This window comes from Kitasatospora sp. NBC_01287 (assembly GCF_026340565.1).
In the GTDB taxonomy this organism is placed as follows: Bacteria; Actinomycetota; Actinomycetes; order Streptomycetales; family Streptomycetaceae; genus Kitasatospora.
In genome coordinates this window covers 4,281,306-4,294,751 of the sequence record NZ_JAPEPB010000001.1, presented here as the reverse complement: position 1 = coordinate 4,294,751, position 13,446 = coordinate 4,281,306, and the positions used below count along the sequence as shown (strand labels likewise).

7 protein-coding genes, 1 rRNA gene and 1 pseudogene are annotated in these 13,446 nt (G+C 72.9%); 6 read left to right on the top strand and 3 right to left on the bottom strand.

Annotated elements, in window-relative coordinates:
- Positions 1-255 precede the first annotated feature (255 nt).
- A complete protein-coding gene (locus OG455_RS18210) occupies positions 256-456 on the top strand; it encodes a hypothetical protein (RefSeq protein ID WP_266295009.1) in 201 nt (66 codons plus the stop codon).
- Positions 457-506: 50 nt separating this feature from the next.
- Here the strand turns inward: OG455_RS18210 and OG455_RS18205 are convergent, their stop codons facing one another.
- The gene (locus OG455_RS18205; protein WP_266295007.1) at positions 507-3,056 is read right to left on the bottom strand and encodes a CRISPR-associated endonuclease Cas3''; all 2,550 of its coding nucleotides are present in this window, start codon (positions 3,054-3,056) and stop codon (positions 507-509) included.
- A 219-nt stretch (positions 3,057-3,275) separates the two neighbouring features.
- Here OG455_RS18205 and OG455_RS18200 point away from each other — a divergent pair.
- Positions 3,276-3,422: pseudogene (locus tag OG455_RS18200) on the top strand (winged helix-turn-helix transcriptional regulator); the annotation flags it as partial.
- A 100-nt stretch (positions 3,423-3,522) separates the two neighbouring features.
- Positions 3,523-4,239, top strand: coding sequence for a DsbA family oxidoreductase (locus tag OG455_RS18195; protein WP_266295005.1), 717 nt, complete (start codon positions 3,523-3,525; stop codon positions 4,237-4,239).
- A gap of 90 nt (positions 4,240-4,329) precedes the next feature.
- On the opposite strand, the gene OG455_RS18190 is transcribed toward OG455_RS18195, so the two are convergent.
- The gene (locus OG455_RS18190; protein WP_266295003.1) at positions 4,330-6,606 is read right to left on the bottom strand and encodes a sigma-70 family RNA polymerase sigma factor; all 2,277 of its coding nucleotides are present in this window, start codon (positions 6,604-6,606) and stop codon (positions 4,330-4,332) included.
- 407 nt (positions 6,607-7,013) lie between these two features.
- The gene (locus tag OG455_RS18185) at positions 7,014-7,799 is read right to left on the bottom strand and encodes a TetR/AcrR family transcriptional regulator (RefSeq protein WP_266295001.1); all 786 of its coding nucleotides are present in this window, start codon (positions 7,797-7,799) and stop codon (positions 7,014-7,016) included.
- 398 nt (positions 7,800-8,197) lie between these two features.
- Between OG455_RS18185 and OG455_RS18180 the strand changes: the two genes are divergently transcribed.
- The 3 genes from OG455_RS18180 to OG455_RS18170 all read left to right on the top strand — a co-directional run bounded on the left by OG455_RS18180 (position 8,198) and on the right by OG455_RS18170 (position 13,385).
- Positions 8,198-9,649: an NAD(P)/FAD-dependent oxidoreductase gene (locus OG455_RS18180; protein ID WP_266294999.1), complete on the top strand. Its 1,452-nt coding sequence runs from the start codon at positions 8,198-8,200 to the stop codon at positions 9,647-9,649.
- A 184-nt stretch (positions 9,650-9,833) separates the two neighbouring features.
- Entirely contained in the window at positions 9,834-11,252 is a 1,419-nt protein-coding gene (locus tag OG455_RS18175) for a PP2C family protein-serine/threonine phosphatase (RefSeq protein WP_266294997.1), read from the top strand.
- Positions 11,253-11,863: 611 nt separating this feature from the next.
- Positions 11,864-13,385, top strand: a 16S ribosomal RNA gene (locus tag OG455_RS18170).
- Positions 13,386-13,446: the final 61 nt, after the last annotated feature.

Genomic DNA, 13,446 nt, shown 5'->3' with positions numbered 1-13,446 from the left:
TCCGGACTGATTACCAGGACATCAGTGCACGTGGCGGTAGTGCACGAAGCAGAGTTCCGCCGATGCCGGACGGAGTGGTGGGCGGGCAAGCAGGCGGTCGAGGTGTTCGACGGGCCCCGGGAGACCAGCTCAGGTGCGGCTGAGTGGTCGTCAAGGGTACGGCATCGCCCGCGCGGCGTTGACGTATTCGGTCGACACGGCCAACCTGGACATCCCGGATCTTGCCGACGTCCTTTGTCGATTGGTTCAGCCCACATGACGGAACAGCGGGAAATCGACCGGACCGACACCTCGGGGTTCGCGCACGAGCTGGTCGCCTGTGTGCTGTTGCGGAGCGGGGAGGAGGAGGAGACCGGCTTTCCCAATGCCCCGCACCGGGTCGCGGCCTACCTGGTCTCGGCCTCCGCCGTCGTGATCCTGGTCGTCCTGCTGCTCGTGCTGCTGACGCTGGACTGACCCGGCGGCCGGAGAGGCCGGTGAGCCGCGCTCCCGCGAGCCGTCAGGCGTCAGGCGTCCGTCGGGGTCGGCACCGGAGCGTCGTGGCGTCCGCTGGAGCGCCAGTCGGCGACCCGGACCAGGGTCTCCAGATAGGCGAGGCGGAACGGTCCGAGGTCCGCGCGGTGCAGCAGCGCGATCGCCCGCTCGGTCCAGGGCGACGGGGACTGCGGGAGCGATGGCGAGGTCGAGAACGATGGCGAGGTCGAGAACGAGCCCGAGCCCGAACCCGAGCCCGAGCCCGAGGTCGAGGGCGTGCGGAACGCGTCGGTGCGCAGGGTGTGTGCCGCGAAGCGCTCGCCGGTGGAAAGCGCCAACTCCGGTGTCCGGTCGCCGTCCCGCACGCCGAGCAGCAGCGGTGCCTCGTCGGGGCCGGGCCGCGCGGTGATCCGGACCTTGCCGTGGTGGGCGGCGGCGAGGTAGACCACCAGGAAGCCGCCGAGGAGCTCGCCCCGCGACTCACCGTCCAGCAGGAGCAGCGCGCTGACCAGCTCGTGCCGGAAGTACGGCCGGCTGGAGACCCCGGTGTTGTACGGCGCCTTGGACTTCGCCAGCAGCCCGGTCGGTGGGTCGCCGCCCTCGCCGCCGCGCAGCATCGCCTGGAACACCTCGTGGCACTTGCCGAGGTCGTGATACCGGGCCGCCAGCCGGACGGCCTCCTCCTGCTCGGAGGGCAGGAGGGGGAGCGCGGCCAGCAGGGCGCGGGCCTCCTGCTCGGTCTCCATCAGGTGCTGGTCGAGGCTGATCCAGGCCGCGCAGGCGAAGGCCCAGGACGGCGCGGGTGGTCCGCCCGCCACCTCGACCGGCGTGCGGCTCGCGGGTGCCCAGCCCTCCTGGGGGAGGTAGCCGCCATGCGCGGCGTCGAGCAGCAGCATCGCGCCCGGCCTCAGGTCCGGTGCCGCCGCCGGGCGCCACCGGCCGTCCAGCCGGTCCCGCAGCCAGGCGCGGCCGTCGAGCAGCGCGGCGGGCTCGGTGAGGGGGACCGGGCAGAGCTCGTCGCGCCCCGGGTCGGGCTCGTCCTCGGCGGGAGTGCCGCTCGGCCAGGAGCGCCAGGCGACCAGCACGGTGCGGTCGGTGTCCGCGCAGACCCGTCGGTCGGTCGTGGGCACCTCGGCGGTGGTGTCGAAGAGTGCCAGCAGCTCCGGGCGTTCCAGCTCCGGCTCCTGTCCCGGCTCCAGTTCTCGTTCCGGCTCCGGCCCTGGCCCGCCCGCTGCGGGGTGCTCGGCGATCCGTGCCTCGAAGAGCTGTCCGGCGGTCACCGGTTGCCCCTCGTGCGCCGTGAGCCAGCGGGTCACCGCCGGGAGACCGTCGTCCCCCGCGGGCTCGCCGCGGTCCGCCGGCGGGGTGCACCAGAGCAGGTCGCCGCCCTCGGGGTGCTCGCCGTGGCGGTTGCACCGGCCCGCACGCTGCACCAGCGAACTCCAGGGGGCGAGTTCGGTCAGCAGGGTGCGGCAGGAGAGGTCGGACCCGGTCTCCAGCGCGGGCGTGGCGACCACGATCTCCGCGACGCCCCCGACGCCCCCGACGCCCCCGACGCCCCCGGGGTCCGTGACGTCCCCGACGTCCCCGACGTCCCCGACGCCCCCGAGGTCCGCGAGCGGCGGCAGCTCGGCGGCGCGGAAGTGCGGGTGCAGCAGCGTCGCAGTCGCCCCGGCCCGCGCGGCCAGCGCCTGGTGCACGGCCCTGGCCCGTTCCAGGGTGTTGAGCACGGCGATGGTCCGGGTACCGGGGCGGTGGGCGGCCAGCAGCGCGCGGGTCAGCTCCTCGACGTAGTGCGCGGGGTCGGGACGCAGCCGGCTGATCCGACGCGTCGCCGCGGGTCGTGCCGGGCCGCCGGCCGGGCCGCTGGTGAGGTCGGCCGCGGCGGCCCGCAGCACCGGACCGTGCGCGTCCCCCGGATCCCAGGTCGAGGAGAGCCACAGGGTGGCGCTCGGTGCGGCGGTGCCCAGCTCGTCGCGCAGCCGCTGCAGCCGCTGACCGGTCGCCCGGCCGGGGCCGAACAGGTGCAGCCCGTCGAAGACCCACTGGGCGTCGTTGTGCAGCAGGCCGTACGAGACGGCCGCCATTCGCGGCGAGTCGGCCTGGCCGCGCATCAGCGCCCGGCTGAGCAGCACGTCCTGAGTGCCGATCAGGATCGCGGTGCGCTCGGGGCGGCGCCGCCAGCCGCCGTCCAGGACCGACCCGCCCGCGAGCAGGTGCAGCCCGACCTCGTCGGTGAGCCCGAGCCGCGCCAGCCAGTCCCGGACCCGAGCGGCGGTCGGGTCCGCGAGGCCGTGGGCGGGCAGCACGTAGACCAGGCGGCGCGGGGTGCGCTCGGGTGCCGTGACCAGGCGGCGGTGGAGCCAGGCCAGCACGGCGGCGGCGGTCTTGCCCGCGCCGGTGGGGGCCTGCAGCAGGCCGGGCAGGCCTTCGGCGGCGAGACGACGCTGGTAGGGGTGCGGGGCGTGGCCGAGCGCGGTCCGGACGAAAGCAGCGAAGTCCGTGTGGTCCGCGGAGTCTGCGGGGCCCGCGGGGCCCGTGTGGTCCGTGAAGTCCGTGAAGTCCTCGAAACCGTCCGCCATGCTGATGACTCCCCTCGGTCGGCCTCACACCATAGACCGGGGCTGAGGCGGGCGCACGGCCTCCGCACGGCCGCTCCGCGCCGACCGGGCTACGCGGCGCCGGTCAACTCCCGCACCACCGCGACCAGCTGCTCGCGCACGTCGCGCGGCTCGCCCGCGAGCAGGCCCGGCAGGTCGCTCGCGCCCGCGACCGGCACCGCGGCGATCACGTAGTGGTCGGTGCAGGTGCAGGTGCAGGTGCAGGTGCTGGTGGAGCTGAGTCGGCGCGTGCGCCGGTTCCGGGAGCTGCAGCGGGGGATCCCCGGGGAGATCTCGCGGCGGATGCTGACGCTGACCGTGCGGCGGTTGGAGCGGGACGGGACGGTGTCGGGTCAGGGCGGCGGGCCGGATCGCGGGAATGCGGAGTCGGACAAATCGGTTCACACTCCTCGTCCAGCTCAACCCAGGTCGACAGGAGCCAGCCCCCATGAAGGTCGAGATCTACAGCGACATCGCGTGCCCGTGGTGCTACATCGGCAAGCGCCGCTTCGATCAGGCCCTGGAGCGCTTCGCCGGCCAGGGTGAGGTCGAGGTGGTCTTCCGGCCCTACCAGCTGGTACCGGACGCTCCCGCCACCGCGAGCCCGCACCGCGCCTGGCTCGCCGAGCGGTACGGCCCGCAGTCGCGGGCGATGGACGACCGGGTGACCGAGCTGGGCAAGGCCGAGGGCATCGACTACGACTTCGACGCCGCGCTGCACGCCAACACCTTCCTCGGCCACCGGCTGCTGCACCTCGCCGAGACGGAGTACGGGCCGGCCGCGCAGGGGGTGCTCAAGGAGGCGCTGCTCAAGGCGCACTTCACCGACGGGGTGGACGTCGGCGATCGGGCCGCGCTCACCGAGGTCGCGGTGGCGGCAGGGCTCGACCGGGCCCGGGTGACCGAGTACCTCGCGGGCGAGGAGGGGGCGCGGGAGGTGCGCGAGCAGCTCGCCGAGGCGCGGCAGCTGGGGATCAGCGCGGTGCCGACCTTCGTCTTCGAGGGCCAGTGGGCCGTGCAGGGCGGCCAGGACGCGGACACCTTCCTCAAGGTGCTGCAGCAGGTGGCGGCCGAGTCGCAGGGTGGCGCGGAGCACAGCAGCGGCGCGGAGCAGGGCGGTACGGAGCACGGTGAGGCGTGCGCGGACGGCGCCTGCGCGGTCTGACGGCGGCCCGCCCCCCCCGGATCGGATCAGCTGACCAGCCGATCAGCGTGCCGACCGACCGGCCGATCAGCGTGCCGGCCGATCAGCCGATCAGCAGGTGAAGCGAGCGTCCGCCCAGTCCGCGATGTTCCCGCCCGACCAGAGGCCGTCCACCGGGGTCACCACCAGCTGGATCCGGTGTTGTCCGCCCAGTGGCACGTGGATCGGCACGGCGGCGTCCCCCCGGCGCAGCGCGGGCGAACTCCAGAGCGGACGCTGGTCGTCGCCGGTGACGGTGAAGCGCACGGCGCCGGGCGCGAAGGTGGCGTCGTCCAGTCCGGCCACGGCGTCGTAGGAGGCGCAGGACCGGTTGAGGTCGATGGCCAGCGTCGACGGCCCGTGCACGCTGACCCCGCGCTGGTAGGACGCGCCGCCCAGCCGCAGGCCCTCGCGCTGGAGCAGCCAGCCGCTGCTGTCCCGGCGGCTGATGCTCGGGCCCGGCGGCGGCATCCGGTCGCCACCCGTGCTGAACGGGAGCTCGTCCATCCAGTAGCTGGCCGGCGGTTGGACCGGCGGGACCGGCACCGGGCTGGGGACGGGGGAGGGCAGCACGCTCGGCACCGGTGCGGGCGTGGGGACCACCGGGGTCGGCACCACCGGGGTCGGCGCCGGCGGCGGGGTCGGCACCAGCGGCGGTGTGGGGACGGGAAGCGGGCTCGGCGTGGGGCTCGGGGTCGGGCTGGGCTTCGGCGAGGGGGTCGGGCGTGGCTTCGGCGGCGTGGGCTTCGGCGCCGGGGCGTGCGTGGGTGGCGGCGTGGGGGCCACGGGGGTCGGGGGCTGCGCCTTGGGGGTGGGGGCGGGCTGCGGGAGCACCGGGGGCGGGGGAGTGGGCCGGGCCGGGGCGGCGCTGGGGGGCGGCGCGGCGGCGGGGGGCGCCGGCGCGGGGGAGCCGGCCAGCGCGTAGGCCACGGCGGCGACGGCGGCCACCGCCACGGCGGCGGCGATGCCCGCCTTGGCGACGGTGCCGAGGCCCTCACCGGCGAGCGCGGAGGCACCACCGCCACCGGACGCCCCGCCAGCACCCGCGCCCGCGCCTGCTGCGCCCGCGCCTGCCGCCGCACCAGCCGTCGAGCCCGCTGCCGCACCCGCCGTACCGCCCGCAGCCGCCGTGCCGGCGCTCGCGGCCGCCGCACCGCCCGCCACCGCACCGCCCGCCACCGCACCGCCCGCCACCGCGCCACCGGCCGCCGCGCCACCGGCCACCGCACCCGCGCCCAGCGCCGCCGCGATCGCGGAGAAGGCGCCGGCGCCGATCCAGACCAGCACGCCGCCGGGCAGCAGCAGCCGCAGCGCGTGGTTGAGCTCGACCAGCTCCAGCAGCGCACCGGTGCACCGCTCGCAACCGCGCAGGTGGTCGCCCACCTCGGCGGAGGCCCGCTTGCGCAGCGCGCCACGCGCGTACAGGCCGAGCCGGTTGGCGTACTCCTCGCAGCCCTGTGCCTGGCTGCCCGAGACGTGCGCCTGCAGGAAGCCGGCCGCCAGCCGGGACCGGGCCCGGTGCGCCTGCACGGCGGTGGCGTTGGCGGTCTTGCCGAGCAGCACCGCGACGGTCTTCGGCGACTCCTGCTCGACCACGGTGTGCCAGAGCAGCAGCCGGTCGTCCTCGGGCAGCTCGGTGAAGGCCTGCATCACCATGCGCTGGTCGGCCAGCGCCATCGCCCAGGCGTCCGCACCGGGGTCGGCGAGGTCGTACTCGATCGCCTGGGCGGCACCCGAATGGCTGAAGCTGCCGAAGTCGTCGACCAGTTGCTCGCGGCGCTCGCCCCTGGTCCAGGCGGCGGCGATGTTGCGGACCGCCGTCAGCAGGTAGGCGCGGACCGCGAACTCCGGTCCCTTGCCCGCCTTCAGCGCCTGGAAGGTGCGGGCGAAGACCTCGCCGGCCAGGTCCTCGGCGGTGAAGCTGTCCCGGCAGCAGGAGCGGGCGTAGCGGCGCACGGCCTCCGCGTGCCGGCGGTAGATCTCCTCGTAGGCGCTGTCGTCGCCGGCCCGCACCAGGGCGGTCAACTCGGCGTCGGAGGGCGGCAGCTCGCCGTCCACCGGGTCGGCGGGGGGTGGCACCAGACCGAGCGGAACCTCTGATTCCGAATCCTCGGCGGAGTCGCCGCCCGGTCCGGCCGGGCCGCCGCGGCGGGCGATGAACGCCTCGGGGGTCACCCCGCCCTGGCCGGCGCCGGCCTGCCCCGGCACCCGGCCGCTGACCGGCGCGCCACCGTAGGGCGAGCCGGCCAGTGACTCGCGCGAGGGCGCGCCGCCCTGCCCCGGCACCTGGCCGGTCACCGGCTCGGGGCCGGGCTCGGTGCCGCGGTCGTTCTGCTCCTCGGCGGTCATCGGCGCGCCCCGCCCGCTCGGTCGGCCCGCGCCGGAGCACCGGTGGCACCGGCCCCGCCGACCGCACCGGACCCGCCGGAAGCGCAGCCCGGTTCGCTCGGGGCCGGCGCCCCTGCCAGGGGCGCACAGTGCCGAGCGGCGTGCTGCGATGCGCCTTCGCCTGCGCGGGCGTGCGCAGCCGTCTTGGCACCGCGAAGGGTGCGCACCGGGACATTGGCTCCAACCACGGCCAAAGAATGGCATAGCGGCGGGTGCTCCGGAAGTCGCGGACCGCTGGACCCACTCTTCCGGGGAAGCGTCCGAGGTCCGCTTCCCCCGCTCCGGCGCAGCCAGTTGACGCCAGGTTGACGCCGGGGTGCGCGCCGCGGCCGCCGCACCGGCCCCGGGAGCGCTCCCGCGCGGTCGGTTCAGGCCGCCCGCAGCCCGTCCAGCAGGATCCGCAGCAGCCGCTCGGCGGGCTCCGCCGTTGCCCCGGGAGCCGCGCCGCGCCCGATCGACGGCGGCACCGCCGCCGTCAGCACCAGCACGATCTCCGACACGGTGACGCCGGGGCGCAGTTCACCGGCAGCCGCCGCCCGCGCCACCAGCGCGGCCAGCAACTGCAGCAGCAACCGCGGGTCGGCGTCCGGCCCCCCGCCCGTCCCGGGGGTGAGGTACGAACCGCTGCTCGGCGCCAGCCGCTGCTCGGGTACCCGGGCCAGCTCCTCGGCGTAGCCGAAGGCCTCCGGGGGCAGCAGCCGCCCGGCACCGGTGCCCACCGCCGTCGCCAGGTAGCCCGCGAGCGACTCCCACGGTCTGGCCGGCCCGTAGAGCGCCTCGCGGGCCCTCGCGGTCAGCCAGGCCACCTCCTCGGCGGCGATCCGCTGGACCAGCACCTCCTTGCTCGGGAAGCGCCGGTAGACGGTGCCGACCCCCACTCCGGCCCGCCGTGCGACCTCCTCCATCGGCGCGTCGTAACCGAGTTCGCCGAACACCTCGCGGGCCGCGCGCAGCACGCTCTCCAGGTTGCGCCGCGCGTCCACCCGCAGCCGGGGCCCACCCGGCCGGCGTTCCTCGACCGGCTCGGGCGCGCCCGGCCCGGGTCCGGACCGGTGCGGGACGCCCGTCGGCGCCCGTTGCTCGGGCACGATGCTCTGGCCCGCGCCGAACTGCGGCACGGGCGGTTCGCCCAGCAGGTGATCCTGATCGTTCAATCCCAACCCTCCCCCGGAGGAGCCCACCACGGGGCTCTCGTGCGAAGTCGTCGCAGCCGCCCGTGACCTGCACGGGTCCAGCCCCCAGCACCCGGCCCCCACCGTCCGCGCGGCCGCCCGAATCCCGCGCGGAGCCGCTCGTCCCCCGTTCGGGCAAGGATCATCCGCGAACTACCCTTCCCCGTTTCGGGCTCGGCCAGTCGGGCTGGTCGGCCTACGGTAAATCAGGCCGTAATGGATTCACCACCCGGGGTGACGGCTTTCGGGCCCGTGACCCCGCCCCGTCCCACCCCGCCCGGCCGCCCGCCGCCTGGCGGCACCGGCCGAATCCGGTACGCACTGTGGACAAGAGGCCCCTCGGCAGGGCGTCATGGTTGCGTGAACCAGGTCACACACCGATGTCGAGCGGGGGTGGCACCATCCGGATCCTGATCGTGGGCGGCGGTTGCGCCGGGCTGACCACGGCGCAGCGGCTCCAGCGGGAGCTCCAGGAGGAGCTGCGGGCCGGGCGCGCGGAGATCACCGTGATCGAAGCCGCACCTTACCTGACGTACCGTCCGCTCCTTGCCGAGGTGGCAGCCGGCTCGATCGACCCGCGGCACGTCGTGGTGCCGCTGCGCCGGGCGCTGCCCGACTGCCGGGTGCTCACCGCGCGGATCACCCGGATCGACCACGGGCGCCGACTCGCCTGGCTGGCCCCGAGCGGTGGCGTCGAGACCGAACTGGCCTACGACGAGCTGGTACTGACCGCTGGTTCGGTCTCCCGAACCCGGCCGATCCCGGGCCTGGCCGAGTTCGGCGTGGGCTTCGAGACGGTCGGCGAGGCGGTCTCGCTCCGCAACCACGTGCTCGACCAGCTCGACCTGGCCTCCTCCACCCGCGATCCCGAACTGCGTGACGCCGCGCTGACCTTCGTGTTCGTCGGCGCCGGCTACGGCGGAGTGGGAGCGCTCGCCGAGCTGGAGGACATGGCCCGGCAGGCGCTGCGCGGCTACCCCAACATCCAGGCGGACGACCTGCGGTGGGTGCTGGTCGAGGCCGGCGACCGGATCCTGGCCGAGGCCGATCCCGGGCTCGCCGAGCACGCGCTGGCCCAACTGCGCGAGCGGAACGTGGACATCCGGCTCGCCACCACCCTGGACTCGGCCCAGGACCGGGTGATGGCGCTCTCCGACGGCAGCCGGTTCGCCGCCCGCACCCTGGTCTGGACGGCCGGGGTGCGCCCCGCTCCGGTCCTGGCCGCCACCGACCTGCCGCTCGACGAGGCGGGCCGGGTGCGCTGCCTGCCCACCCTGCAGGCGGTCGACGCCGACGGCCGGGCACTGCCGGGCGCCTGGGCGGCCGGCGACTGCGCGGCGGTGCCCGCTGCGGACCCCGCCGGCCCCGGAGCCGCTGCCACCGCCACCGCCGCAGCCGCAGCCGCTGACGCGGTGGGTGAGACGGCGGGTGAGACGGCGGGTGAGACGGTGGGTGAAACCGCCCGCGGCGCGTTCTGTGCGCCCAACGCGTGGCACGCGCTGGCCCAGGGCGAGCTGCTGGCCGAGAACCTGCTCGCGGTGGCCGCCGGGCAGACGCCGTACCCCTACCGGCCGGCGCGGACCTACGCCTCCGCCTCGCTCGGCCTGCGCCGCGCGGTGGCCCACACCCGCAAGGGCAGCCTGACCGGGCGCCGGGCGTGGTTGCTGCACCGCGCCCGCACGCTGCGCGGCCTGCCCAGCCCGGACCGCCGGGTGCGGGTGCTGGCCGACTGGCTGCTGGGCGCGCTGTTCACCCGGGAGGCGGTATCACTGGCTTCGGTGGAACACCCGCGCGCCGAGTTCGAGGCGGCCGCGGGAAACCCGGAGAGCTGAGACCGGAGAGGGCTCGACGTCGGGACGAAGAAGGCCGTACAACACGACCAACACACGTACGACTTCCAGAACCGCACCTTCACCTGACAGGATCTGCGTGACACCCCGTCACGGCCAGTGCAAACATCAGTACGAAGTGTGACGGAATCCGCGAGCCTAGGAAAGCGACAGTCGGTTGAACCTCATGCGCTGGAGTGCGCGGCTCACCGGGGCCCCGTGGCGTGTCGCTGCCCCTGCCCACGAGGACCCGGTCGCGCTGCCCGGCCCGCGCGACCCGCTCGGTGCCGCGGCCGCCCTGCTCGGCCCGGACCAGCAACTCGACCTGCACGAGCTCTACGACCTGCGCGACGTGCTGGGCCGGCTGCCCGCCCCCGTGGTCATCACCTACGGCGCGCGCCACCGGCTCGGCTACGCCAACGACGCCTACCGCGAGCTCTTCGGCGCCCGCACCCCCGGCGAGCCGGCCGAGGAGGCGATGCCGGAACTCGCCGAGCTCGGCCTGCTGCCGCTGCTCGACCAGGTGCTGCGCAGCGGCCGCGCCCGCAGCGTCAAGGCGCGCAGCATCGCCGACCCGGCCGCCGTCCCGGCGGGCCCGGCCGGGCGGACCCGCTGCTTCAACGTCTCCTGCGTGCCGCTGCGCTCCACCGAGCGCACCGCCGCCGCCCGCGACGGCCAGCCGCCCCCGGCCATCGGTGTGCTGATCTACGCCGCCGAGGTGACCGACCAGGTCGCCGTGGCCGGCCGGCTGCGCGAGGCCGAACGCCGCCAGCGTGAGGCCGCCGTCACCCTCCAGCGCAGCCTGCTGCCGCAGAAGCTGGAGCAGCCGGCCGACCTGCGGGTCGCCGCCACCTACCAGCCGGGCGGCGCGGACGCCGCGGTCGGCGGCGACTGGTACGACGTGATCCCACTGCGCGGCGGCCGCACCGCCCTGGTGATCGGGGACGTGATGGGCCGCGGGTTGCGCGCGGCGGCCGTGATGGGCCAGCTGCGCACCGCCGTGCGCGCCTACGCTCGCCTCGACCTGCCACCGCACCAGGTGATGGCCCTGCTCGACGACATCGCCATGGAGATCGACGCCAACCAGATCGCCACCTGCGTCTACGCCGTCTACGACCCTCCCGAGGACTCCGCCGCGGGCCGGTCCCACGGCGGCACCCTCACCTACGCCTCCGCCGGCCACCTGCCGCTGATGCTGCGCAGCCCCGACGGCACCGTCCTGCAGGGCGAGCAGCAGAACGGCCCGCCGCTGGGCACCGGCGGCGGTTCCCACACGTCCCACTCGCTGCGCCTGCTGCCGGGCACCACCGGCGTCCTCTACACGGACGGCCTGGTCGAGCGCCGCGACCAGGACATCGACGAGGGCCTGGACCAGCTCGCCCGCACGCTGACCGGCGCCATCGGAGCCCCCGAGGTGATCTGCGCCCGCCTGCTGCGCGCGATGGGCGTCACGGCGGAGCACGACGACGACGTGGCGGTGCTCGCCTTCCAGCTGCCGCACCGGGTTGCCGAGGCCGGGGCCCTACCGCCCGGCACGGCAGGGGCCGAAGCAGGGAGCGAGCCAGGGGTTGAGTCGGAGGTTGACTCAGCCGTCGCAGAGGTCTAGTGTTCTTCGAGCTGCCTGTCAGGGAGCCCCGGACGTTCACTTCGGTACGGACGGTCCCGAGCGCAGCCACTCTCTGAAACACCACCCTCAGCAAGATCGTCGGTCGTCGGCGCGTTGCTTTTCGCACGCTTCTGCGATGGGCTTGTTTTGTTGTGCCGGTAATTCGGTGAGTGGGGCCGGATTCGCTTTTCGGAGCGGGACTGGGCTAAAGTTCAGCACGTCGGACGGGCCGTCAGGTCCGGTACGGCGAAGGCCTCTTGAGGCCGGAGCGGTGCGGAAGATCTGGTAGGGTTGGAAACACCGAGAGCGAGTCGGGAAACGCCGGGAGGCGGGTCTGATAAGCTCGAAGAGAAGAAAGAACGCAGTAATACTGAAACGAATGCCCGGAGAGCTTGCGAGAGCGGCTTGAAGGAAGTGTCCGTTCCTTGAGAACTCAACAGCGTGCCAAAAGTCAACGCCAGATATGTTGACATCCCCGGCCTTCACCGTTTGGTGGGGGTTGGAGATTCCTTTTGAAGTAAGACACAGCGAGGACGCAGTGCACGGGGCCGCCCTATTCCGGTGGTTGTCGTGCCGCTCAACGCGGGTGTGAACCCGATTACGGGTAATCATTCACGGAGAGTTTGATCCTGGCTCAGGACGAACGCTGGCGGCGTGCTTAACACATGCAAGTCGAACGGTGAAGCCCTTCGGGGTGGATCAGTGGCGAACGGGTGAGTAACACGTGGGCAATCTGCCCTGCACTCTGGGACAAGCCCTGGAAACGGGGTCTAATACCGGATATGACCTTCCTCCGCATGGGGGTTGGTGTAAAGCTCCGGCGGTGCAGGATGAGCCCGCGGCCTATCAGCTTGTTGGTGGGGTAATGGCCTACCAAGGCGACGACGGGTAGCCGGCCTGAGAGGGCGACCGGCCACACTGGGACTGAGACACGGCCCAGACTCCTACGGGAGGCAGCAGTGGGGAATATTGCACAATGGGCGAAAGCCTGATGCAGCGACGCCGCGTGAGGGATGACGGCCTTCGGGTTGTAAACCTCTTTCAGCAGGGAAGAAGCGCAAGTGACGGTACCTGCAGAAGAAGCACCGGCTAACTACGTGCCAGCAGCCGCGGTAATACGTAGGGTGCGAGCGTTGTCCGGAATTATTGGGCGTAAAGAGCTCGTAGGCGGCCTGTCGCGTCGGATGTGAAAGCCCGGGGCTTAACCCCGGGTCTGCATTCGATACGGGCAGGCTAGAGTGTGGTAGGGGAGATCGGAATTCCTGGTGTAGCGGTGAAATGCGCAGATATCAGGAGGAACACCGGTGGCGAAGGCGGATCTCTGGGCCATTACTGACGCTGAGGAGCGAAAGCGTGGGGAGCGAACAGGATTAGATACCCTGGTAGTCCACGCCGTAAACGTTGGGAACTAGGTGTTGGCGACATTCCACGTCGTCGGTGCCGCAGCTAACGCATTAAGTTCCCCGCCTGGGGAGTACGGCCGCAAGGCTAAAACTCAAAGGAATTGACGGGGGCCCGCACAAGCAGCGGAGCATGTGGCTTAATTCGACGCAACGCGAAGAACCTTACCAAGGCTTGACATATGCCGGAAACGTCCAGAGATGGGCGCCCCCTTGTGGTCGGTATACAGGTGGTGCATGGTTGTCGTCAGCTCGTGTCGTGAGATGTTGGGTTAAGTCCCGCAACGAGCGCAACCCTTGTTCTGTGTTGCCAGCATGCCTTTCGGGGTGATGGGGACTCACAGGAGACTGCCGGGGTCAACTCGGAGGAAGGTGGGGACGACGTCAAATCATCATGCCCCTTATGTCTTGGGCTGCACACGTGCTACAATGGTCGGTACAAAGGGCTGCGATACCGTGAGGTGGAGCGAATCCCAAAAAGCCGGCCTCAGTTCGGATTGGGGTCTGCAACTCGACCCCATGAAGTTGGAGTTGCTAGTAATCGCAGATCAGCATGCTGCGGTGAATACGTTCCCGGGCCTTGTACACACCGCCCGTCACGTCACGAAAGTCGGTAACACCCGAAGCCGGTGGCCTAACCCTTGGGAGGGAGCCGTCGAAGGTGGGACCAGCGATTGGGACGAAGTCGTAACAAGGTAGCCGTACCGGAAGGTGCGGCTGGATCACCTCCTTTCTAAGGAGCACATGGCCAGATCCGAGCGAATGCCTCGGATTGGTTGCTCATGGGTGGAACG

Coding starts and splice junctions, on each gene's coding strand:
- OG455_RS18190 (WP_266295003.1), bottom strand. CDS start 6,606: ATGACCGCCGAGGAGCAGAACGACCGCGGCACCGAGCCCGGCCCCGAG.
- OG455_RS18205 (WP_266295007.1), bottom strand. CDS start 3,056: ATGGCGGACGGTTTCGAGGACTTCACGGACTTCACGGACCACACGGGC.
- OG455_RS18195 (WP_266295005.1), top strand. CDS start 3,523: ATGAAGGTCGAGATCTACAGCGACATCGCGTGCCCGTGGTGCTACATC.
- OG455_RS18180 (WP_266294999.1), top strand. CDS start 8,198: ATGTCGAGCGGGGGTGGCACCATCCGGATCCTGATCGTGGGCGGCGGT.
- OG455_RS18175 (WP_266294997.1), top strand. CDS start 9,834: ATGCGCTGGAGTGCGCGGCTCACCGGGGCCCCGTGGCGTGTCGCTGCC.
- OG455_RS18210 (WP_266295009.1), top strand. CDS start 256: ATGACGGAACAGCGGGAAATCGACCGGACCGACACCTCGGGGTTCGCG.